This window comes from Mizugakiibacter sediminis, assembly GCF_000953855.2.
GTDB lineage: Bacteria > Pseudomonadota > Gammaproteobacteria > Xanthomonadales > Rhodanobacteraceae > Mizugakiibacter > Mizugakiibacter sediminis.
Window position 1 is genome coordinate 1 of sequence record NZ_DF970235.1, and the last position, 18,507, is coordinate 18,507.

At 65.1% G+C, this 18,507-nt stretch carries 32 protein-coding genes; 4 read left to right on the forward strand and 28 right to left on the reverse strand.

Annotated elements, in window-relative coordinates; all coding sequences use genetic code 11:
* Positions 1-67: 67 nt before the first annotated feature.
* The 28 genes from MBSD_RS11075 to MBSD_RS11200 form a co-directional block, all read right to left on the reverse strand.
* On the reverse strand, positions 68-286 hold the full coding sequence (locus tag MBSD_RS11075) for a helix-turn-helix domain-containing protein (RefSeq protein WP_062537384.1): 219 nt from the start codon (positions 284-286) through the stop codon (positions 68-70).
* Positions 283-789 carry an HK97-gp10 family putative phage morphogenesis protein gene (locus MBSD_RS11080; protein WP_062537385.1) on the reverse strand — a complete coding sequence of 169 codons (507 nt, stop codon included), beginning with the start codon at positions 787-789 and terminating at the stop codon, positions 283-285. The genes MBSD_RS11075 and MBSD_RS11080 overlap by 4 nt, the downstream gene beginning before the upstream one ends.
* Entirely contained in the window at positions 782-1,120 is a 339-nt protein-coding gene (locus tag MBSD_RS11085) for a phage head closure protein (RefSeq protein WP_062537386.1), read from the reverse strand. Before MBSD_RS11085 ends, MBSD_RS11080 begins: the two co-directional genes overlap by 8 nt.
* Entirely contained in the window at positions 1,117-1,755 is a 639-nt protein-coding gene (locus MBSD_RS11090; protein ID WP_062537387.1) for a head-tail connector protein, read from the reverse strand. The genes MBSD_RS11085 and MBSD_RS11090 overlap by 4 nt, the downstream gene beginning before the upstream one ends.
* 3 nt (positions 1,756-1,758) lie before the next feature.
* A complete protein-coding gene (locus MBSD_RS11095; RefSeq protein WP_062537388.1) occupies positions 1,759-1,950 on the reverse strand; it encodes a hypothetical protein in 192 nt (63 codons plus the stop codon).
* Positions 1,951-2,001: 51 nt separating this feature from the next.
* On the reverse strand, positions 2,002-3,222 hold the full coding sequence (locus tag MBSD_RS11100; protein WP_062537389.1) for a phage major capsid protein: 1,221 nt from the start codon (positions 3,220-3,222) through the stop codon (positions 2,002-2,004).
* A gap of 70 nt (positions 3,223-3,292) precedes the next feature.
* Positions 3,293-4,081 carry a head maturation protease, ClpP-related gene (locus MBSD_RS11105; RefSeq protein ID WP_062537390.1) on the reverse strand — a complete coding sequence of 263 codons (789 nt, stop codon included), beginning with the start codon at positions 4,079-4,081 and terminating at the stop codon, positions 3,293-3,295.
* Complete coding sequence (locus MBSD_RS11110) at positions 4,078-5,385, reverse strand: phage portal protein (RefSeq protein WP_082306630.1); 1,308 nt, start codon at positions 5,383-5,385, stop codon at positions 4,078-4,080. The genes MBSD_RS11105 and MBSD_RS11110 overlap by 4 nt, the downstream gene beginning before the upstream one ends.
* Positions 5,382-7,049 (reverse strand): terminase large subunit, encoded by a 1,668-nt coding sequence (locus MBSD_RS11115; protein WP_062537392.1) that lies wholly within the window; start codon positions 7,047-7,049, stop codon positions 5,382-5,384. The genes MBSD_RS11110 and MBSD_RS11115 overlap by 4 nt, the downstream gene beginning before the upstream one ends.
* A complete protein-coding gene (locus tag MBSD_RS11120) occupies positions 7,049-7,381 on the reverse strand; it encodes a hypothetical protein (RefSeq protein WP_062537393.1) in 333 nt (110 codons plus the stop codon). The genes MBSD_RS11115 and MBSD_RS11120 overlap by 1 nt, the downstream gene beginning before the upstream one ends.
* Positions 7,382-7,484: 103 nt before the next feature.
* Positions 7,485-7,859: an HNH endonuclease gene (locus MBSD_RS15970; protein ID WP_425478114.1), complete on the reverse strand. Its 375-nt coding sequence runs from the start codon at positions 7,857-7,859 to the stop codon at positions 7,485-7,487.
* Positions 7,786-8,007, reverse strand: coding sequence for a hypothetical protein (locus MBSD_RS11130; protein ID WP_062537395.1), 222 nt, complete (start codon positions 8,005-8,007; stop codon positions 7,786-7,788). The genes MBSD_RS15970 and MBSD_RS11130 overlap by 74 nt, the downstream gene beginning before the upstream one ends.
* Positions 8,004-8,246: a hypothetical protein gene (locus MBSD_RS11135; RefSeq protein ID WP_062537396.1), complete on the reverse strand. Its 243-nt coding sequence runs from the start codon at positions 8,244-8,246 to the stop codon at positions 8,004-8,006. The genes MBSD_RS11130 and MBSD_RS11135 overlap by 4 nt, the downstream gene beginning before the upstream one ends.
* The gene (locus MBSD_RS11140) at positions 8,246-9,349 is read right to left on the reverse strand and encodes a hypothetical protein (protein ID WP_148667874.1); all 1,104 of its coding nucleotides are present in this window, start codon (positions 9,347-9,349) and stop codon (positions 8,246-8,248) included. The genes MBSD_RS11135 and MBSD_RS11140 overlap by 1 nt, the downstream gene beginning before the upstream one ends.
* Positions 9,350-9,435: 86 nt before the next feature.
* Positions 9,436-10,029: a deoxynucleotide monophosphate kinase family protein gene (locus MBSD_RS11145; RefSeq protein WP_062537398.1), complete on the reverse strand. Its 594-nt coding sequence runs from the start codon at positions 10,027-10,029 to the stop codon at positions 9,436-9,438.
* The gene (locus MBSD_RS15200; protein ID WP_148667875.1) at positions 10,026-10,244 is read right to left on the reverse strand and encodes a hypothetical protein; all 219 of its coding nucleotides are present in this window, start codon (positions 10,242-10,244) and stop codon (positions 10,026-10,028) included. Before MBSD_RS15200 ends, MBSD_RS11145 begins: the two co-directional genes overlap by 4 nt.
* A 238-nt stretch (positions 10,245-10,482) precedes the next feature.
* Positions 10,483-11,157, reverse strand: coding sequence for a zinc finger-like domain-containing protein (locus MBSD_RS11150; RefSeq protein WP_062537399.1), 675 nt, complete (start codon positions 11,155-11,157; stop codon positions 10,483-10,485).
* Positions 11,158-11,499: 342 nt separating this feature from the next.
* Entirely contained in the window at positions 11,500-11,637 is a 138-nt protein-coding gene (locus MBSD_RS15500) for a hypothetical protein (RefSeq protein WP_187300653.1), read from the reverse strand.
* Positions 11,637-11,948: a VRR-NUC domain-containing protein gene (locus MBSD_RS11160; protein ID WP_062537401.1), complete on the reverse strand. Its 312-nt coding sequence runs from the start codon at positions 11,946-11,948 to the stop codon at positions 11,637-11,639. The genes MBSD_RS15500 and MBSD_RS11160 overlap by 1 nt, the downstream gene beginning before the upstream one ends.
* Positions 11,945-12,304 carry a Ref family recombination enhancement nuclease gene (locus MBSD_RS11165; RefSeq protein ID WP_082306632.1) on the reverse strand — a complete coding sequence of 120 codons (360 nt, stop codon included), beginning with the start codon at positions 12,302-12,304 and terminating at the stop codon, positions 11,945-11,947. The genes MBSD_RS11160 and MBSD_RS11165 overlap by 4 nt, the downstream gene beginning before the upstream one ends.
* Positions 12,301-12,855, reverse strand: coding sequence for a hypothetical protein (locus tag MBSD_RS11170; protein WP_062537402.1), 555 nt, complete (start codon positions 12,853-12,855; stop codon positions 12,301-12,303). Before MBSD_RS11170 ends, MBSD_RS11165 begins: the two co-directional genes overlap by 4 nt.
* Positions 12,852-14,120 (reverse strand): replicative DNA helicase, encoded by a 1,269-nt coding sequence (locus MBSD_RS11175; protein WP_062537403.1) that lies wholly within the window; start codon positions 14,118-14,120, stop codon positions 12,852-12,854. Before MBSD_RS11175 ends, MBSD_RS11170 begins: the two co-directional genes overlap by 4 nt.
* Positions 14,117-14,755, reverse strand: a complete 639-nt coding sequence (locus MBSD_RS15205) for a hypothetical protein (RefSeq protein ID WP_148667876.1) — start codon at positions 14,753-14,755, stop codon at positions 14,117-14,119. Before MBSD_RS15205 ends, MBSD_RS11175 begins: the two co-directional genes overlap by 4 nt.
* Positions 14,756-15,035: 280 nt before the next feature.
* Positions 15,036-15,230 (reverse strand): hypothetical protein, encoded by a 195-nt coding sequence (locus tag MBSD_RS11180; RefSeq protein WP_062537404.1) that lies wholly within the window; start codon positions 15,228-15,230, stop codon positions 15,036-15,038.
* A 157-nt stretch (positions 15,231-15,387) separates the two neighbouring features.
* Entirely contained in the window at positions 15,388-15,606 is a 219-nt protein-coding gene (locus MBSD_RS11185) for a hypothetical protein (RefSeq protein WP_062537405.1), read from the reverse strand.
* On the reverse strand, positions 15,603-15,920 hold the full coding sequence (locus tag MBSD_RS11190; protein WP_062537406.1) for a hypothetical protein: 318 nt from the start codon (positions 15,918-15,920) through the stop codon (positions 15,603-15,605). The genes MBSD_RS11185 and MBSD_RS11190 overlap by 4 nt, the downstream gene beginning before the upstream one ends.
* Positions 15,917-16,264: a hypothetical protein gene (locus MBSD_RS11195; protein ID WP_062537407.1), complete on the reverse strand. Its 348-nt coding sequence runs from the start codon at positions 16,262-16,264 to the stop codon at positions 15,917-15,919. The genes MBSD_RS11190 and MBSD_RS11195 overlap by 4 nt, the downstream gene beginning before the upstream one ends.
* 101 nt (positions 16,265-16,365) lie before the next feature.
* On the reverse strand, positions 16,366-16,620 hold the full coding sequence (locus MBSD_RS11200; protein ID WP_082306633.1) for a transcriptional regulator: 255 nt from the start codon (positions 16,618-16,620) through the stop codon (positions 16,366-16,368).
* An 83-nt stretch (positions 16,621-16,703) separates the two neighbouring features.
* Between MBSD_RS11200 and MBSD_RS11205 the strand changes: the two genes are divergently transcribed.
* The 4 genes from MBSD_RS11205 to MBSD_RS15905 all read left to right on the forward strand — a co-directional run bounded on the left by MBSD_RS11205 (position 16,704) and on the right by MBSD_RS15905 (position 18,366).
* Complete coding sequence (locus tag MBSD_RS11205) at positions 16,704-17,231, forward strand: helix-turn-helix domain-containing protein (protein ID WP_062537408.1); 528 nt, start codon at positions 16,704-16,706, stop codon at positions 17,229-17,231.
* Between the two features lie 317 nt (positions 17,232-17,548).
* A complete protein-coding gene (locus MBSD_RS11210) occupies positions 17,549-18,013 on the forward strand; it encodes a hypothetical protein (RefSeq protein WP_062537409.1) in 465 nt (154 codons plus the stop codon).
* A gap of 3 nt (positions 18,014-18,016) precedes the next feature.
* Complete coding sequence (locus MBSD_RS15210; protein WP_148667877.1) at positions 18,017-18,238, forward strand: hypothetical protein; 222 nt, start codon at positions 18,017-18,019, stop codon at positions 18,236-18,238.
* On the forward strand, positions 18,235-18,366 hold the full coding sequence (locus MBSD_RS15905; RefSeq protein ID WP_272898341.1) for a hypothetical protein: 132 nt from the start codon (positions 18,235-18,237) through the stop codon (positions 18,364-18,366). The genes MBSD_RS15210 and MBSD_RS15905 overlap by 4 nt, the downstream gene beginning before the upstream one ends.
* Positions 18,367-18,507 lie beyond the last annotated feature (141 nt).

The following is an 18,507-nucleotide window of genomic DNA, read 5'->3' on the forward strand; positions in this document are numbered from 1 at the left end:
ATCAGGCTACGCCGATTCTTGGGTTTGTCAAGTATATAATCGCCAAAGAAAACCCGCCGAAGCGGGCTCAATCTCTCTCGATCCTGAATGCGCTAACGCGCGCCCACTTCTTTTTTGCCAATGGCAAGCCGTTGCGTCGCGCGTAGAATGCGACGATGCGTCTGGCCCGGTTGATGCTGATGCCGCCGAGCCTGTCCGCGATCTCTCGATACGTCTTGCCGCTTGCCTTCAGCTCGTAGGCAAGCCGCCACCTGTCATCGTTACGCATGGCGATCTTCTCGATCACGATGCGCCGAGCTTAGCATCCTCCATTTCGCCGGCCAGCAGCTCCGGCAGGCGTTGGCGTCCGCGCTCGATCATTGCCGCCTGCGCGCGTGGCCCGGCCGAATCCAGCGCGGGACGCAGGAATGGGTGCGCCGGCACCCATCGCGGATTCGCCAGCGGATGGGCCTTGTTCGTGTGCCACTCGCCATCGGGGCCGATATAGGCCGCGTAATACTGCCAATGGCCGAATTCCAGCAAATGCCCGTGGGGCGCCTTCTTGGCGTTCCAGGTGACCGAATAGGTCACGCCCTCATCGTTCGACTTCGCCTCCTTGAACGCGAGATAGATGGCACTCTGCAGCAGCCCGCTATCGACGGGCGCCAGCAGTTTGGCCTCATCGCGCAGGACCTGGCCGCCAGCGACGGCCATGGAGCGCGCGAGGTGCGTGGCGATAGGGCCGGTCAGCTTGTCCAGGCCCGCGAGCACACTGCTCGTGTCTGCTATGGCCTTGAAGCCGTCAGCCATCGTTCGCGCCCAACTCACAAACAAGGTCAGTCCATACCCGACCCGCGAAGTCCATTCGCACGGTCTTGATGTCGAAGTTCTGCCCGCCAAGCACGACGCGCATGCCCTCGTTCAGACCATCGCGGTAGCGGATCCGGAAGCTGTACCGCTTGACCGGCGCAGGGAGATCGCCGGATGCGCGGATGGTATGAAGCCCGGTATCGCCGGCTACGTTCGCCCATACCGAAGCCACATCCGCCCACGTCAGCACCGGCTGCCCCGCTGCATCCTGCCCCGCGGTGCGCTGCTGGATCGTGATGCGGCGGTTGAGCTTGCCGGCGGCGAGGGTCACGGCAGCACTCGCTTGTAGGGGTCGAGCAGGCGCGAAAGCGCAGGGTTGCTCATGACCGGCCCATTTACAACGGCCTCGCGGTTCGCATACAGGTCGGCCAGCACCAGCAGGACCGCCGCCTTGAGGGCGGCCGGGATGCTGTTGGCATCCGCATATCCGACCTGGTACTGCACCTGCACTGCGCCGGGCTGCTCGCGGGTCGCCGGCCAACTGGTGCCATAGGCGGGAGCGACCTGCGCGGGCTCGCTCGTCAGGTCCGCATCGTAGGCGGCCGGATCAAGCGTCTGCAGCGTGCCGGTGTCGTCCACGTATTTTACGGAATCGACCGCCCGCACCTTGCCGCCAGAGAGCAGGATCGTCTGCTGGGCCAAGCTCGGCACGCGCAGATAGCCGTAGGGCGAGCCCGGGATGCTCGGGCACGTCGGCGTGCCCGGGAAGCTGGTGCGGCGCTCCGTCCAGACCTGCGGCATCAGCGCTCGCTGGCAGGCCGCCTCGACATGTTCGCGGGCGGCCTGGATCAGCGAGGTGATCAGAGGGTCGTCGTCCGTCATGTCCGTATCGACGCGAAGGTGAAGCTTCGCCTCGGTCAGCGTGACCGGCTCTTCGCTCGGAGGGGTGGTGACGGACCACGACATGAATCAGCCCTCGTGCGCCTTGATGGCTTCCGGGTTGTCGTCTGCGCGGCCGTCCGCGATCAGCGCCTTGGCGAGTGCAGGATCGACCTCCACCACGCTGGCGCATTTGCCCGCCTGGCAGTCGACCAGCAGGAGGACTTTCTTGGTCCCTGCCGGCTTGGCTTCCGGGGCCTGCGCGTTGCTGTTCTTCGCCATATTGGTCCCTCTGTCCGGGAGAAGGGGCCGGCCGAAGCCGGCCCCGCCTCATCAGGTGGCCGAGTGCTGGAAATACTTGACCGTCGCGCCCGAGTTGTCGAGCAGGTTGCCGCCCGAACGCTGCCACGCCAGGAAGCCAACCTGGCCGTTCTTGGTGTAGGCCGAATCGGTGAAGCGGAATACCGTGGCCGCCATCACGTCGCGGATGCGGTAGTTGTTCAGCACACCGAACAGGACCGACTTCGCGCTCGCCGCCGGGGCCGCAATGTCCTGATTGATCGTGATCGGGCGGCCCATCAGGGTGCCCGGAGCGCCGCCGTTGATCATAGCGTTGGCCTCGTAGCCAGGCACGAAGATCGGGCGGCCCTGCGAGTCCTTGATCTTGCGGACCACCTTCAGAGCGGCGTCGCTCATCATGTAGCCCACGCCAGGCAGGTTGCGGTAGGCCGGATCGAGGGAGTGCTCGAGGTCCACCAGGTCGTCATAGATGAAGGTGGCGGTCTCGCCCGTCGCCCCCACCTTGCCGGCAGAGGCACCGGTGACGATGCCGCGCGGCTGGCTGATGCCGGAACCCGTGGTGAAGTAGGTGTTCTGGATACGAGCCAGGCGCTCGGCGAGCAGCTGGATCACAGTCGCCTCGATGTCGATCTGCGAGTCCTGCAGCAGCTCGATCGGCACGGTGACCACCTTGGAGCTGAACTTGTAGACGTTCAGGCCCACGGTACCGAACGCGGCATCCTGCGACCCGGCGGGGGTGTTCTCCGCAACCAGCTCGCCGACGTTGCCGGTGTCGTCCATGGTCGGCCAGTTCATCGGGTTGCCCTGCGAGGTGTGGAACACCGTCGCCACGGAACGCATGCCGCCATAGGCCTTCAGTGCCTTCAGCAGCTCGGCGGCGACCGTGGTCTCGACGGAATAGCCGCCCTCGGAGCCGGTGCCGGTGCTCATGGTGTTGCGCACCGCCTGCCATTCCTGGGCCGACAGGGCGGTATCGCCGCCGCGCAGCCACTTGCCGAAGATGCCGGGCTTGGCATCCGGCGCATCCGTCACCCGCACGCCTGCATCGCGCGCCGCGTTCTCGAACTCCAGCGCGGCCACCTGCTCTAGACGACGGATCTCGGCGCGCACATCTTCGATCTCGGTCATCTTGGCGTCGTAGGTGGCCTGGTGCTCATGGTTCCAGGTCGCGCCGGGATTCTGCTCGCACAGGTTCTTGACCTCGCGGGCCAGCGCGTCATGACGCTCCCGCAGAGCCTTCAGCGAATTGCTCATGGTGTTTTCCTCGGTTGGAAAAGAAAAACCCCGCCGAAGCGGGGTTTGTGGGCCAGCGCGGGAGCGATTCCTACGCGGGGGTCAGGGACGCCACGGCGACCATGCGCAGGCGGTGCGCGTGTTCGGCATCGGCGGTGGGGTTCTCGGGCGTATCGGCCTCGGGCTCATCGGCGACGTTCTGCGGTTCTTCCGCGACCGGGGCGGGGTCCGCCGCGGGCGCATGGGCGTAGGCTTCGACGTTCCATGCAGCCCTCGCCTTGGCGCCATCGCCGGAAGCGATGCGGTCCGCGAGTCCGTGCTGGACGGCTTCCTCGGCGGTGAACCAGGTCTCCGCATTCATCCAATCGACTACCTGTTGGCGCTCGACATTGACGCGCCGCATGTAATCGTCTTGGATGGCTGCGTCGATCTTCTGGAGCAGCGCAGCGGTATCGGCCATTACGCGATTGTCGCCGGCAGCGATGGTCCAACCGTTATGGATCATGATCATGGCGCCGGCCGCAATCTCGACCGCATCGCAGTGCATGAGGATGAAGCTGGCGGCAGAGGCGGCCCAGCCGTCGACGTGGCCGACCTTCTTGGCCGGGAAAGCATCCAGGGCCGCAGCGATCGCGCGTCCATCGAACACATCGCCGCCGGGCGAGTTGAAGCGTAGATGCACGGTGTCGATACCGCGCAGCGCGTTCAGGTCGGCCGCGAATTGCAGCGCCGTGATGCCACCGCCGGTCCACCAGTCGTAGCCGATCACGTCGTAGAGATAGATCGTCGCCTCGTTGGCAGCGTTCTCGATCCGATACGCGCGCGGCGCATCCTTGTTCTTGGCCTGCAGCGCCAGCAGGCGGCTCGGGTCTCGATTCATGCCGGGGTCTCCGCATTGCCGGACGGGGGCGGCGCAGCCTGAGCCTTGCCGGGGTCGAACAGCTTGTCGCCGCCATCGATGGGCGGCAGGTTCTTGAGTCGGCGGACCTCGTTCACGGTCATCCAGCCGAGCGCGCCAGGGCCGCCAAGCGCCTTGCCGAAGTATTCGGCCTGGGCTTTGGAGTCGCCTTCGAGGTGGCCGTCGACGTTGAATTCGGCGAAGAACGTGCTGCGGCCGAACAGCTTGCGATTCATCTCCTGCTGCCAGCGCTGCAGGTGCGGGCGGATAGCCCACTTGATGAAGCCGAGGCTGAGTTGTTCGATGCCCGTACCCCAGGACGTGCTCGCGGAGGTCTCTCCAAGCAGGTGCGGCGGGATGCCGAAGGCCCGCGCGATGTCGATCACCTGGAACTTGCGCGATTCGAGTAGCTGCGCGTCCGCTGAGGTCATGGATAGTTCGGCGACATCAAGTCCTTCCGTCAGGATCAGCGGAACCTTGCTGACGCCGACGCCACTGCCGTACTTCGCCACCCACGCGGCGCGGAAGTCGTCCTGCTGGGCCTGCGTCATGGTCTTGCCGGCCGGTAGCTTGACCGCGTACTGCACGGATGCGCCGCTTGCGAAGGTGGAACCGGCGTGTTCGTCGGCCTTGATCGCGATCCCGGTCGCCTGGCGGGCGCCCCACTGGATCACCGACATGCCGCGCACGCCGTCGAAGCCGAAGCCGGCGAAGTGCAGCACGTCGTCCTGCGTGGCGATGAACGATCCCCAGGTGCCGTCTTCCAGTTGGTCCTGGATTCTGTAGAGAAGTTGATCGCCCCTGCGCAGCACATCCACTTGACCGCGAGGCACGGGGATAACCGCATCGATCCGCGAGCTGTAGCGCGAATTACGCACCAGATAGGCGATACCATCACCCCGCAGCAAGGATTGAGAGGTAATGAACTCCCAAAACGTGGCCGCACTGAATCGACCGCATGGCTGCTCGTTGAACAGCCACCAGTAATCATGATCGTTTGCGCCCGTTCGCCCGTTCGCCGTGCGCCGGTAGAAGCTGCACGGCGTGGTCGCCACGGCGCCAGCCAGCAGTCGAACGCCGGCATAGACGGCGGAGACGCGCATGGCGGTCGCTTCATTGACCACCGCGCCGGACGAACTCGGCAGAATCCCGAAGATTTCGCCCATGCGCACGGCGTCCGAAGACGGGACGTCGTGAAAGTCCAGGCTATTCTTCACTTGCACGGCGCGATCGATAGCGACGATGGCCTCCAACCGGTCGCGTGCAAGTTGTGCGGAACCGGTCATAGGCTCACAAACCCCTGTTGGATGAAGGCCGACTGCGCCGCGGGATTGAGCGCCAGCAGCGAAACCGCGTTGAACGTCGCCATCAGTGGATCGATCTTGGCCGTACCGCTGGCTTGCTTCGTGATGTTCACGGCATTGGCGACCGGCACCACGCGGGCATTGCTGCATGCCCATGCCATCAGTGGTTGCCCGCAATGCCAGAATTCGCCGCCGGCAAGCCTGCGCTCGGCCGTCTTGATCGCGCCGGACAACTTCCAGCCCTGCGAAATGCCGACGATCTTGTCTTCTGGAACGCCGGCCTCTACCAGCGCATCCAGGATGCCGCCGAGCCCGGCGGGGTCGACGCCGACCTTATCCAGCTTCCCCGTCGTTTCGACCCGCGCAGCAATCGCCGCAACCTCTTCCACGTCCTGACCGATCTGCTCGACCATCGTCAGGTCGCCGTCGCGTTCGAAGTCGTGCAAACGCGGCGCAATCTCCTTGCGGCGCTCAAGCACGGACGGATGCGCCCATGCATGCGCCCAATGCAGCCATTCCTTCGTCTCTGCATGACGCCCCGTCACAGCCAGGCCGAGCAGGTCGTCCAGGCCGCCGCCGTCAATGCCGATATCGATCACCTCGCATTGATCGATCAGAGCATCCAGGGTCAGATCCTTGCGCGCCTGTCGCTCCCAAAAGTCCGCGCCGGCCCAGCGATCGGCCCGCAAATTCAGGCCGATCTCGACATTCAGATGCTTGGCGAGGAATTGCTGGAATGTGCCGTCCGTCTTGGCCTGATTTTTCCGCAGTTGGTCCTCAAGCCATTCGGCGCTGACCGATCGGCCAAGGTTCGGGTTCGTAATGTAGAAATTGCGCGGGTCGAGGTAGGCCTTCGACTCGACCATGGACGGCGGGAACTCGTACAGCACGCCGAGCGACTTGGGATCATGGATCCGGCCGTCGCGCACATCCCGGAAGTACCCGAGCTTGTCCTTGAACACCCCCGCGGGCGGCTGATCGCTCTGCGTGGTCAGGTAGATCACCCAACCCTCATCACGCGACGCCTGGCCGCCCGTCGCCTCCATGAACATCGCTTCAGCATTCGGCCATTTGCCGAACAGCCAGTGCTCGTCGACCAGCACCCGCCCAGACTTTTTGCCTGAAACCGTGTCAGTGTCGGCCGCCACCACCTTTAGCGATGCCTGCGTCACCCGATGCGTGATCGTGCGCAAATGGTCCTGCACATGGAACAGCGCAGTCAGCTCTTCGTCGGCGCGGACCATCCCCGCGGCAGGCTTGAAGCTGTTGTCGGCGACTTCCTTGGTCGGAGCGAGGATCAGGTGCTCCTCGCCTTCGCGCCAACATAGAATCACGGCCGTCAGCATGATGCCGGCGGCGATCGTGCTCTTCGTGTTCTTCTTGCTGATCAGCAGGTAGAACTCGCGGATCAGTTGCTTGCCGGTCTCGGCATCGTAGGCGCCAAAGATGGCCGCCACGAAGTCGAACACCCATTGTTCTGCGCATTCGCCAAACGTCGGCTTGCCGGGCAGATCCACCACCCGAAGCTGCTTGAAAATGGCGAGCGCCTGCGCGGCCTGATCCGGGAATATCGGCGGCGGGATAATCGACTCGCCCGCAACAAGGCGGCGCTCCCAATCTGGGAGCGCCGTGGACCACGCCAGCATCAGACCCTCTTACCGCCAGACGCAACCAACCGCGGCGGGGTAGCTGGCGCGAACCGCCCGGCGACCTTCTCGGCTTCGGCCTGCTTCTTCTCCTTCTTGCCGCCCTCGCCCACCTTGGCGTGCGTGTACTGGACCGCAGCAATGGCGGCCCGGACCTGGATCGGGGTTGCCTCAATCTTGCCGAGCGCGATGTCCTGCAGCAGCGCCAACATGTCTTGCGTCGCCTCAACCGGCTTCGGCGCAGGCTGCTCTTTCTTCGGGCGGCCGGCTCCGGGCCGTGCGCCGCCCGCGTTCTTGCGCGGCCCGCCGCTTCGACCTTTCACGCCTGCCATTTGCTGATTTCCGTTCAGGTGGGGAAATTGTTCGTGCGTGCGGGGACGGTCGGTTTCCGAGGCCGGGACGGGCTAGACATTTGCCCTCCCCCACCCGGTCACGTCACCTGCATGCGTCCTCTGCGGTCTTCCTGGCGTGGCATCCGCCGCACAGCACCTGGCAGTTCGCCTCGCTGTCCTCGCCGCCCTGGTGGAGCGGGACGACGTGATCCAATTCGAACCCGTTCGGGTAGCTCGTCAGTGTGCCGCAGCGCGCGCAGTGCGGGCTTCTGGCCCATATGCTCAGTCGCCGCTCTTGGAGCTTCCGGCCTGCCATGCGGCGCTCACTCATGCTTGGCGCCATGGGCCTGCGCAGGGTGTCCATCGCCTGCAATCGCGGCTTGAGCGTCTTGAGCCGAGCCATGTCAGGTCTTGCGTCCACTCCACCCCGTCGCCACCGCCCGCGCCAAGTCGGCCACGAACGCCAACGGGATGGCATAGATCGACAGCGCCAGCGGCCAGCGGATCAGGCTCGCGCCCAGCATCAGCAGGTCGCCGTTGTGGGCGGTGTAGGCGCTGGCGATCATGAAGTCGACCAGCACCAGCGAGCCGAGGCACAGCGCGGCGGTCAGCTTGGTGATGATCATGCGTCGTCCTCCATGGCCAGCACCTTCAGGGCGTCCAGCAGCCCGCAGGTGCGGTACGTGTCGTAGTCGCCGCCCACGTAGAGCGCCGGCTCCCGGTCGTCCGTGTACTCGGCGACGTGGGCCAGCGTTGCCAGTTCACCGGCTTCGGCGAGATCGAGCAGCCTTCGGCACTCGGCGACCAGCTCCGCGTCGGGCTTCGGCTTCCGCTTGAGCGCGACCACCTTGGGCTTGTCGGCCATCACGCCACCTTCGGGATGGATACCCATGCTGTTTCCCGCGATGTCCGCGGTTCTTCGGCGAACACCGCCTCCTGGAACGTCATCCCGCGCACGGGATGGGTCAGCCATAGCGCCTGCTGAGGCGGCTCATAGTCGAATCGCGACTTGAGCGCGTACTCGTTGAAGCCGACCAGGCTGCCGTTCACCACGATCTGGCCGAGGTAGCGCAACTGGTGCCAATGACCCATCACCAGAACGTCGTAGGGCATACCGATCGCGCCGTATTGCTTGCGCGTCTTGGCGTCGCCCCGCATCCACGGCAGCAGCGGGCCAGTGATGCCCGAGCCCCCGGTGAAGCTATCGCCGTGGGTCAGCATGTACCGCGTGCCGAACACCCGATAGCTGGCGTCAAAACCGTCCGGGATCTGGAACGTCACGCGCCCCTTGTACTTCGGGTCCGCGCCCACCGTCCGGGCCAGAAACTGGTACAGCATCCAATCGAGGTTCAGCGCCGGGCCGTTCTTCATCCGCGGCTTGCGGTCGAGCCGGCCGTGATTGCCGACCACGCATGGGACGTGCAGCCGGCCGAACTCATCGGCCAGCGCCTTGATCGCCGGCACCAGCTCGTCGTGCAGCGTGACGACCGACTGGATCGCCGTCTCGTCCGCCGTGTCCCGCAGCTCGTCGTGGATGACGCCATCCACCATGTCACCGCCCAACACGCAGACCATGCCGCCGAACTCGCCCGGCGCCAGCGTCTGCCGCAGCAGCTTGACCGCACCCGAGACCACCCGGCGCAATCTGCGCTTGGCGATCGTCGTGTTGTACTCGTTGACCCCGTTCACCTGCGCGGCGAACACCGTCTCGCCGAAGTGAAGGTCGGACAGCATCAGGGTCGGGATGCCATGCACCACCTTGGCGCGCTTCGGCGCTTCCGTGGTCCACGCCGGCGGGTTGGACACTTGCGCATCCACCTTGCCGATGATCCTGCGGATCGCCTCGGCGTCGGCAGATACCCGCGTCAGCCGACGATTCTCGGACCGCAGCGCATCAAGCTCGCGTTTCAGCAGCGCATGATCACCAGCAGGCGATCCGACGTAGCGGCCCGCTTCCGCGTCGTCCACATAGCAGGACTTCCGGCAGTCCTTGCAGCGCACGCGCCGCGAGCCCACCTTGATGACGTGCGCGCTGCCACAGGCTGGGCATTGCATCAATCGCTGCCCGCGACGGCCATGCAGGCCGGGATGCCTTGCTCAAACATATCGTGCGCCTTGGCGATCATGCCGAAGCCGGCCAGGACGCCCTCCGCCGACAACACCAGATCCTCGACGCTGCCGTTATTGACCACTACGGCGTCGATCAGGTCCATGGACAGCGGCCGCTCGCTCGCGTGCGCGTCCGCGCCGGGCTCGAAACCCGGCCGGTCAACGCGCAGGATGAAGCCGCCGCGCTCACGGATTGCCGCGGCCTCGTTGGGGAATCGCACATCGGACAGCACTGCTCCATGCGCGGCGTAGGCGCGGCGCAACGCGGTCAGCAGCCACAGGTCCGGATGGACCATCTGCCGGCCCCACTCCGTGCCGAGCGTCTGCATCATTTGTCGTGGTGTGACGCCGCCCAACCAGGCGATGGGTGACTCTTTCTCGCGCTCCAGGTCGTCCAGCGTGCCGCCAAGCAGCCCCGCCACGAAGGCCCGGATGGGCTCGGCGAAGCTGGTATGCAGAAGCCGATGACGGCGCGCCAAGTGCTGGCCCAGCGTCGATTTCCCGACGCGCTTGCCGCCAGCAATGCCGATAAGGATCATCGCCCCGCCTTCCGTTCGAGCATCGCCATCTCTGCCACCGCGTCCGCCGCCTGGTACAGCAGCATGGCGGTCAGCTTGAAGTCGGCGCCCGGTGCGATCACCTGCGCCTTGGTCCCGTCGAAGTACACGAAGGCCGCGCGGATGTCGGCCTCGCGCATCTCGCGCACGGCCATCGTGCCCGCGACGATGCCCTTCGCACGGGAATCAGCGGCCATGGTGGCTCCTAGGGTCGGCCCCGGCGCGATGTCTGCCGTGGCACTTCCGCGCGTATCCGAGGGGCACACGGGGCCGAAAAGTTGGCTCCCGCGATCAGCAGCCCAAGCGGAGCTTGAGCCTCACGCGGGCGCCGGAAACGAAAAAGCCCGACGCAGGGCCGGGCTTCGTTGGGGCTGAGCCCCACGATGGGGATTTTCCGCACGAAATCAGGAATCGTCAATTCCGGATTTGGCGCTTTCACTGCAGCGCCCTCTCCATGTCCCGCTGCGCCTTCTGCAAGGCATCTGCCGAGTAATCGAACAGCCACTCGTAGGGACCGGCCCAGGTCTTGCGGTACGTGTCCTCGCGGATCTTCATCTGCTCGGCGCGCCATGCGTGGGTGTGCGCTACCGAACCGCGACCACCGCACTTGCCACAGTCCTTCACCACGCCGCTCTTCATCGCGATTTCGCCCCTTCCGGCGCAGTCTGGGCACAGTCTCGGGGCGGTCAGTTCCGCAACCACCGCAGCGCGCATCCGCAGGTACTTGGTGTTGTGGCTGCCAAGCTCGATGTCCTCCACCCATGACGGCCAGCGATTCGAATGCGCGCTTGCGTATAGCGTTTGAGCGCGTCGCAGATCGTCGCCGCCGTGGTGCGATGCGACAGCCAGCATGGCGTGCAGCATGTCCTGCTCGCGCCGCCACCATTCCTCCCGCTGCACGCGCTCAAGAGCCGCCACCAGCTCGCGATGGGACAGCCGGGCACCATCCGGCCACCAGGCGGCGCACAGCAACTCCCGCCCCAGCCCCGCCGGCACCATGCCAAGGGCCGCAGCCACGTCCTGCGGCGTCCATTCAGGGATGCCACCGCGGCCGATGTCGAATCGGCACACCGCCGGGTTGAGTCGCGCCAGCATCTTCCGCACGTCCATCACGCCGCCCTCTTCGGTAGCCCAGCCTTCGCCGCCCGCGCGTTGCGCATCCTCTGCACGATACCGCGCAGGTACGCCTCGCACGGTCCCCTCGCCTCTTCCGGTAGCCGCTCCAGCGCAGCCGGCCAGTTCGCAGGCTTCACGTCGCGCTGAATGCGCAGCGCGTGCTGGAGGTGATAGCTCACGGTCAAAGCCAATACCTCCGCAGCGGATCGTTCCACCGGCTCGGCCTAGCCGGATGCGGCGCCGTCTCCTTCTTCGGCGACTTCCGACGCAGCGGACGCTCGCACTTCGGCTGCACCTTTTCGGCGGCCAGGCGGATCAGGGCTAGGCGGCCGTGGTTCATTTCGCGCGCTCCGGGACTCCCAGATATCCCATGACCGCGCCGAACATACAGGCCGCCCACTCGGGCGCGCCAACCCAGCGCGCGAGAATCAACCATGCCACCGAGATCACCACGCGGACCCAAAACTTGCGCATCACGCCACCCTCCCCAGCGTCTCCGCCTGCATCGCCTTGATCGCTTCGTCGGCCGAAGTCACCACATGCACGCGGCAGTTTCTCGAAAGTGCCTCGGCGTGGAAGATCGTCTGGTCGGGCGTCAGCTTCCGCGCACTCGGAACCTTCGCGCCGTCCTTGACCTCGATGAACACCCACTTACCGCGCCACGCGCATACCAGGTCGGGGAATCCTGCGCCGACGTGCGCGCAGTCCACGACGTAGCAGCCGATGGCGCGCAATGCGTTCTTCACGTCGGCGTGATTGGCATCGGTGCGGGCGGCGCGTTTCATGCCGACATCCTCATCACGATCAGCGCGTTCTGGAACGCCAGCAATGCGTCGTCATTGCCGAACGTCTCGCGGAAGGCGCGCGGGCTCAGCGCGTAACTCGGGCCGTAGCTGCGTTCCATCAGTCGCTCGGTGTGTCCCGCCGGCATCACGCCTCGGTGATGCCACGCGCATAGTCCGATGGTGTAGTCGTGCCCGAGCCGCTTCTGGCCGTGCTTGCCGCCCGTTGTAAGGTGATGAATTTCTGGCGTAACGACCCACCCTCGCGTCCGGCATGCGATGCATCCCTTTTCGCGGATCGCATCCCACCGCGCCTCCTGCGCCTTCGTCGGCTTGCCCGTGCTGCGCCCGATCTTCATGCCGCCTCCACATAAACACTCGCCATCGCCTCGATCTGCTCGGGCGTGCAGTCCTTCCAGTACTTCGCGCTGACATGCGCGCACATGCCAGCGATCACCGCGTGGAACTCGTCCTCATCCATCGATTCATAGGACAGCGAGCGTGGCAACTTCACGGGGATGGTCTTGCCGACCAGCAGCTCACCGATCATCGCCATCACAAGCCGCGCTTGCGGCACCTCGGCGATCACGGCTTCGCTTATCTGGCTCCACATCGAACTGGCATCGACCAATGCCACATCGCAACCGATGCCTCCCTCGACCTGCATCCGCTTGAGCACGTCGTGCGATTCCAGCCCGGCGAACGCTTCGATGTTCTCCGCCAGCAACGTTCCAAGCTGGTGCGCCAGTCGGTGAAAGCCGGGATTGCGCGGACGCTTGAACTCGGCAAACACCAGATCGCCGACTCGGTGGCGCTTGCGCAGCGACGCCGCCGTGAAAGCGTCGGCAGGCGCATAGCCGCCGCGGATAACGCGCAGGGCGTAGCGGGGGCGGGAGGCGCGCTTGGTCATGCGGCGTTCTCGTACAGGTCGGCGAAGCGCATCGTCTGCGCGTGCCACGCCACTTCGACATAGCCTGTTGGGCCATGCCGGTTCTTCTCGACGATGATCTTCGCGGTGCCTGCCCGCTCGCATTCGTCGCCCTCGTAGTAGTCGGGGCGATAGAGCATCAGCACCTGGTCGGCTTCCTTCTCGATCTCACTGGAATCGGACAGGTCGCCCATGCGCGGCTCAGGCGGCTTGCGTTTCTCGACCTCACGCGATACCTGAGCCAGCACAATGACGGGGATGTTCAGATCGCGCGCCAGATTCTTGAGCCCCTTCGCTGCGGCGCCGACCACCTCAAAACGGCGTTCGCCTTCCGCCTCGATGCGCTGCAGATAATCCACATAAAGCCCCTTGATGCCGTGGACGTGATGCCAGCGACGAGCGGTGCGCACCACTTCCGCAAGGCTCGGCGAGCTGCGATCGAGCATCCACAACGGAAGCTGCGCCGTTGAAGTCATGGCGTTCGTGACGCGCGTCCAGTCCTCTTCTTGGCGAATGCCGCGGCGAAAATCCGATGCGGGCACGCCCGATGCCAGCGCGAGCATGCGCGCCGTCACCTGCTCCATCGGCTGCTCGCCCGAGATCAGGCCAACGGGGTAGCCCTTTGCCGCAGCATGGCGGCTCATGCCGATCAGGAGCCCTGTCTTGCCCATCGCTGGACGAGCCCCGATCACCACAAGGTCGCCGGGATGCAAGCCGCCGAGCAGCTTGTCCAGATCGCGGAGCCCGGTCGGCACGGCATCCGCATCTGCGCCCTTGTCGTGCGCGTCCTGCAGGCTCTTGAACGCCGCCTTCACGGCTTCGCGCGCACTGAACTCGTGCCGCTGTTCGATCGCATGCAGCCCCATCAGCGCCTCGACTGCCGTGTCGATCATGGCGTCGTCCTGCGCCTCGAATAACCCCTGCGCGATCAGCTTCGCCGAGCGGAGTCGCCACGCCGCCTTGATGCGCTGCGCATAGGCGACCGGCTGTGAAGTTGTCATGCTGTCTGAGGCAATGCGCAGCGCTAGCGTGCCGAGTTCAGGACGCCCCGCCCTCGACAGCGCCTCCATCACGCTCACCGCGTCTGCCGGCTGGCTCTCGCCGGTCAGGTGCCTGATCTCGGTGAAGATGTCCGCATGCTGCTCGACCGCGAAATGCTCGGGCGCAATATCCACGCCCCAGCAGTCGCCGGGGCGCGACATCAGCGTCGCCAGCAGCGCGCGTTCGACCTCGTGGATCGCGTTCATGCGAGCTTCCTGCGCGAGGCTGGCGAACGATCATCGGGAGATGCGGTCGCGCCGGGTTTTCCGCGTGCGTTTCGGATCCAGTTGCGCCACGTCGCGGACCAGTCGAGCTTCACGCCCTTCTGCCCAGCCTGTGCCACCCAGTAATCCCGGAAGCGTTCGACTTCGGCCTTTGCGTCGATGTCGGGGCGTGCGTCCGTCGCCCACCGCAGTTCGCCCGGTGTGGGTTGCCAGTCGGAAGGCAGGCGGCAACCGCGTTTCGCGGGTGGCGCGTCCTCTCCTTTCCCATCCTCTCCCTTCCCTTCCCTTCCTAAAAGAAGGCGAGAACACTCGCGAGACTCTCGCGAGCCCTCGCGAGAGCTACCAGAGGACTCAGGGAATTGAGGCTTGCTAGGCTTGTCGATTTTCTGATGGATCAACCAGTTAGTGATTTCGAGGTAGGTCGAGCCGTTGACCTCGTACCTGAGAATGCACCCCTCGCGCTCCAATTCGTCGAGCCAGCCGTCGATCAGGTCTTTCGCGTCGTCGTCGTAGGGGAAAAGAGTGCTCGCGAGCATTCGCGAGGCCGCGCGAGTGCGCCCGTAGTCGTCGCAAATCGGCCACAGAAGGATGAACAACAGCCGGGCCTCACGACTCACGCGCCCCATACTTTCAGACTGAGGGAACTCCGGCTTGATGGATCTAATGCGTGCCATGCTTACCCCGCCACCCCAAGGAAGGCATCGCCGCAACCCTGGGGTTCGGGCTGTCCGCCGGTAGCTACTCCGGCGTGAGCGGCGCGCTTGTTGAACAGATCTCGCTGCGGGTCGGCAGTAATAGCCTCCAGCGCCGCCCGATGCGCCGGCGTCGGCGCATCGCAGAAGGCGATGACAGCGGCTGTGCGTGCGCAGTTGAGAGCGAACCATGCGGGCGAGCGATTCATGCGGCTTTCTCCCGCCCGTACACGTCGAACCGGCCGCTCCCCTTCCCCATCTCGACAAGCTGCGCGTGCCGCTTGCGATGGCGCTCGCGTTCGTCGGCAGGGATGTTGGCGTCGCGCATGGCCTGGTCGTGCATGTGGACCAGGTACGCGCGCTCCTGCTCGTCGACGGCGATCAGGTGGTTCCACTGCATCAGAACATCTCCGTCTGTTGGGGCTCATGCATACCGGCCGCATTGCGCCGAGCCCGTTGCGCCCACCCAAGCAGGCACCAGAAGAAATCGCGCGAGCGGAAGTGTCTTGCTTGCACGAGATAGACGCGCGCGCAGTGAATGAGGAAGGCGCGATCTTTCACGCCGCCCTCCGCTCGATTCGCTTCGTCTGCGCCCAGCGCCCGCACTGGCAAGCGCGGCACACGCGCTGCGGCTCGTTCGAGCGGCGCCGGTCGCGGTGCCAGTAATCCGTGTCGCAGGGCCACCAGTCGCCGCACTCGCGGCAGCGGACTTCCCAGCACAACAGGTCGCCGGACCAGCGCGACTCAGCGGAAAGGGGTACGGCGAGGATGGTCATGCGACCTCCTGCAGCAGTCCCAGCGATCGGGCACGCGCGATCACGTCGTCATACGTGACGGGCTGGGCCAAGGTCTCCAGGCATTCGCGCGCTTCCTCAGGCGACATAGCCAGCTCGCCGCGTGCCGCAGCTTTCAGGCGCGCGCCAACATCCGCATGCACATCGAAAAGGAGCCAGTTCAGCCGATCGTGCCGGGCCAACGCCTCCGAGGCAGACGCGTGCGTGAATCTGCTCTGCGCGATTTCGGGACGCAGGCGGTCGCGCTCGGCGTTCCACTGCTCGCGAGTTAACTGCCAGGGGTGCATGGTGGTCATGCGGCGTTCTTCCACGCGGATAAGCAAGCGGCGGCCGCGATCTCTGTCTGCTGGCGCTCTGTCGGGGTGCCCCCGTTGTTTGCCTTGGCTTCCTGATAGGCGATGAACTGCGAAAGCAGGTTGCAGCCGGTCGCGCGCGCGAACCATTCGCGCTTGGTCTTCGGCATCTTCCGGCCGTGTCGGGGGCTGGCGATTTCGCTCAGGCAGCTATCGGACTTCCATCCGCAGATGAGCGCGACTGTTTGCTGATCTCGACCAAACTGGTTCAGCGCGATCTTCAGGCAGATGCGCACAGCCTGGTCCTCGGATTTGCACGCGAGCAGCACATCCAGCGGCGCATCCATCGGGAACTCGCATTGATTCGCATCGGTTCTCATTGGGTCGCACCAGTTCGCAACTGCTTTGGGGTACAAAAAAGCGCATGACGAATCACGCGCTTAGGGGTTCAGGCGACTTTCTTCCGCTTCTTGGATGCGCCGAATTGTTCGGCGAGGTCCGGGCGGATGCGTGTGCAGGGAACGCGGCCGTCCGTTGCTTTGTCGATGGCGATGGCGCGCTCGACGGTGACGAGAAGGCGGTCATTCACCCACTGCCACACCAGGCCCTGCGTGACACAGACCAGTCGGGCGAGTGCGGTTTGACCACCGACAAGCTCTACGGCTTCACGGACCGGAATCGTGCTGACATGCTTGGTAGCCATGCCCGTAGACTATCTCAGCTAGTTCCGAGTTGCAATACCCCGGCTAGTGGCAGTCTACGGCCACTTTCAATAGCGTCGCTAGTATGAGCAAGCGACCCCTGACTCCCGAAGAAAAGGCGATCGCGCGGCGCATCAAGGCCGCCATCGCCAGCGACCCCAATCTGACCGAGGAATCGGTCGGCGCCCAGGTGGGCGTGACCCAAGGCCAGGTTTCGCACTGGACGAATGGCCGGCTCCCCGTGCCGGCGGCCAGGGCCATCAAGCTAGCCTCGGTGCTGGGGATCGACGACCCCGCCGAGATCAGCCTTGCCTATCGCGAGATCGCGGCCAAAGCCGCGGCCGGAAGTGCGGTCGCGGAAGGCCCCGCACCGGGGCTGGCGTCAGCGCGCGTCGAGAACGACATTGATGCGCTGCGCTATGCATTGGCGGCTATGGTCACTGTGATGGTCGTACATAGACCAGCCGAAGCCGCGGATGTTGCTCGGGCCCTCCGGAAGCATGTTCCGGCGAAATTCGTACGGCAGGGTTACATCCACGAACTCTTGAAGGTGCTCGATTCCGCGGCCTCGGCAAAGCCAAAGGTTGCCGCTCCGCCTCCCTTAGCGAGTTGATTCCCGCAACAAGCCCTTCCATCAGTCCATCGATAGTGTCTTGCATGGTCTCCCCCTGCCACCCGTGAAGTGAAACACCGCTCATTCGCAGATCGCGAGACGGCTCTTGGAGCTTGTGCGCCCGCGAGCCCCTCTGCGTGTGACGCCGCGCACGTTCTTCCTAGCAGACACGCCTAGCCAAGCTCCCGCATGGCCGCCAAAGGCAAAGCCAGCAGAGCCGCGCCCGCGCAAACTATCCGGGCTATTGACAAGCGAAATAGCCTAGCTATTATAGGTGGCGTCGGCGGCCCACCCAGGCCGCAGGAAGGGAGAACGCCATGCTCGATCCCGTCATCCGTGACCTGAACGCCCACCTGGCGCAGGAAGCCGAGGCCGACCGCTGGGAGCGCCACGTCGAGTCCTGCGAACAGGACGCCATCGATGACCTGATGCGCGACGAAGGCACCGTCTGGGACTGGTTCAAGCGCGGCACGTCCATGGAGATCGAGCTGCTGATCGACCAGCCCGCGCACATCCGGGCGACGATCCGGCAACTCGTGGAGCTGTTCGACGGCGGCATGCCCGCACCCCACCCGAACCAGTCCGAGCGCCAAGACGCGCGCTACGACCGTATCGAGACACTGATCGACACCCTGCGCGACGCCTACGAGCAGTGGCTCCGCGACAGCGGCGTGCTGCGGACGACGGCTGAGGCGATGGCCGAACGCCAGCGCCGAGAGGCTGAGGAAGCCGAGGCCGAAGACGCTTATTTCGAGCGCATGTGGCAAGAGGCGCGGGGCTGAGCCATGTGCACCCTCGCCCTCGACTACTGCGAGCCGGTACTGCGCAAGCGCGGAATTGTGTCGCCGCAGGCTACCGAGGCATTCCGCATCGTGGTCGATTGCGGCGGGAAAAAGTCCGCTGCTTTTGAATCGGCGCGCGCCGCAGAACTGGCACTGCTGCCGAGACATAGCAGGACGTACCAAGAAATCGACCGCGTTCCTAACCCGTTCGGGAGCGAAGAATGAGTATCCAGATCGGCCAGAAGTACCCCACCGGCTGCGGCGGCGAAGGCGAAGTGATCGCCATCCGCCCGGAGCTTGGCGAGGCGCCCGTCGTCATGATCCTGCCGTGGCCGAGGGAGAACGCAGCATGAGCATCGTCAAGACACAGGCAGAACTCGATGCCGCGATTGCGCGCGGCGATGACCGGATTGAGGTCAGGTCGCCGGCCAGCGTCGTGCTTGTGGTGCGCGGCTCGGCCAGCGTCAGGGCCTACGACTCGGCCAGCGTCACGG

What these genes read in the sequence shown, in the direction of transcription:
- MBSD_RS15905 (WP_272898341.1), top strand. Translation starts at nt 18,235, where the DNA reads ATGAGTATCCAGATCGGCCAGAAGTACCCCACCGGCTGCGGCGGCGAA.
- MBSD_RS11090 (WP_062537387.1), bottom strand. Translation starts at nt 1,755, where the DNA reads ATGTCGTGGTCCGTCACCACCCCTCCGAGCGAAGAGCCGGTCACGCTG.
- MBSD_RS11080 (WP_062537385.1), bottom strand. Translation starts at nt 789, where the DNA reads ATGGCTGACGGCTTCAAGGCCATAGCAGACACGAGCAGTGTGCTCGCG.
- MBSD_RS11120 (WP_062537393.1), bottom strand. Translation starts at nt 7,381, where the DNA reads ATGGCAGGCGTGAAAGGTCGAAGCGGCGGGCCGCGCAAGAACGCGGGC.
- MBSD_RS11115 (WP_062537392.1), bottom strand. Translation starts at nt 7,049, where the DNA reads ATGCTGGCGTGGTCCACGGCGCTCCCAGATTGGGAGCGCCGCCTTGTT.
- MBSD_RS11095 (WP_062537388.1), bottom strand. Translation starts at nt 1,950, where the DNA reads ATGGCGAAGAACAGCAACGCGCAGGCCCCGGAAGCCAAGCCGGCAGGG.
- MBSD_RS11180 (WP_062537404.1), bottom strand. Translation starts at nt 15,230, where the DNA reads ATGCAGTGGAACCACCTGATCGCCGTCGACGAGCAGGAGCGCGCGTAC.
- MBSD_RS11110 (WP_082306630.1), bottom strand. Translation starts at nt 5,385, where the DNA reads ATGACCGGTTCCGCACAACTTGCACGCGACCGGTTGGAGGCCATCGTC.
- MBSD_RS15500 (WP_187300653.1), bottom strand. Translation starts at nt 11,637, where the DNA reads ATGCGCAAGTTTTGGGTCCGCGTGGTGATCTCGGTGGCATGGTTGATT.
- MBSD_RS11175 (WP_062537403.1), bottom strand. Translation starts at nt 14,120, where the DNA reads ATGAACGCGATCCACGAGGTCGAACGCGCGCTGCTGGCGACGCTGATG.
- MBSD_RS11185 (WP_062537405.1), bottom strand. Translation starts at nt 15,606, where the DNA reads ATGACCATCCTCGCCGTACCCCTTTCCGCTGAGTCGCGCTGGTCCGGC.
- MBSD_RS11130 (WP_062537395.1), bottom strand. Translation starts at nt 8,007, where the DNA reads ATGATCATCACCAAGCTGACCGCCGCGCTGTGCCTCGGCTCGCTGGTG.
- MBSD_RS11145 (WP_062537398.1), bottom strand. Translation starts at nt 10,029, where the DNA reads ATGATCCTTATCGGCATTGCTGGCGGCAAGCGCGTCGGGAAATCGACG.
- MBSD_RS11165 (WP_082306632.1), bottom strand. Translation starts at nt 12,304, where the DNA reads ATGAAGATCGGGCGCAGCACGGGCAAGCCGACGAAGGCGCAGGAGGCG.
- MBSD_RS11150 (WP_062537399.1), bottom strand. Translation starts at nt 11,157, where the DNA reads ATGGACGTGCGGAAGATGCTGGCGCGACTCAACCCGGCGGTGTGCCGA.
- MBSD_RS11160 (WP_062537401.1), bottom strand. Translation starts at nt 11,948, where the DNA reads ATGAAACGCGCCGCCCGCACCGATGCCAATCACGCCGACGTGAAGAAC.
- MBSD_RS15970 (WP_425478114.1), bottom strand. Translation starts at nt 7,859, where the DNA reads ATGCCATCCCGTTGGCGTTCGTGGCCGACTTGGCGCGGGCGGTGGCGA.
- MBSD_RS15210 (WP_148667877.1), top strand. Translation starts at nt 18,017, where the DNA reads ATGTGCACCCTCGCCCTCGACTACTGCGAGCCGGTACTGCGCAAGCGC.
- MBSD_RS11190 (WP_062537406.1), bottom strand. Translation starts at nt 15,920, where the DNA reads ATGACCACCATGCACCCCTGGCAGTTAACTCGCGAGCAGTGGAACGCC.
- MBSD_RS11105 (WP_062537390.1), bottom strand. Translation starts at nt 4,081, where the DNA reads ATGAATCGAGACCCGAGCCGCCTGCTGGCGCTGCAGGCCAAGAACAAG.
- MBSD_RS11205 (WP_062537408.1), top strand. Translation starts at nt 16,704, where the DNA reads ATGAGCAAGCGACCCCTGACTCCCGAAGAAAAGGCGATCGCGCGGCGC.
- MBSD_RS11200 (WP_082306633.1), bottom strand. Translation starts at nt 16,620, where the DNA reads ATGGCTACCAAGCATGTCAGCACGATTCCGGTCCGTGAAGCCGTAGAG.
- MBSD_RS11100 (WP_062537389.1), bottom strand. Translation starts at nt 3,222, where the DNA reads ATGAGCAATTCGCTGAAGGCTCTGCGGGAGCGTCATGACGCGCTGGCC.
- MBSD_RS15200 (WP_148667875.1), bottom strand. Translation starts at nt 10,244, where the DNA reads ATGGCCGCTGATTCCCGTGCGAAGGGCATCGTCGCGGGCACGATGGCC.
- MBSD_RS11135 (WP_062537396.1), bottom strand. Translation starts at nt 8,246, where the DNA reads ATGGCCGACAAGCCCAAGGTGGTCGCGCTCAAGCGGAAGCCGAAGCCC.
- MBSD_RS11195 (WP_062537407.1), bottom strand. Translation starts at nt 16,264, where the DNA reads ATGGATGCGCCGCTGGATGTGCTGCTCGCGTGCAAATCCGAGGACCAG.
- MBSD_RS11210 (WP_062537409.1), top strand. Translation starts at nt 17,549, where the DNA reads ATGCTCGATCCCGTCATCCGTGACCTGAACGCCCACCTGGCGCAGGAA.
- MBSD_RS11170 (WP_062537402.1), bottom strand. Translation starts at nt 12,855, where the DNA reads ATGACCAAGCGCGCCTCCCGCCCCCGCTACGCCCTGCGCGTTATCCGC.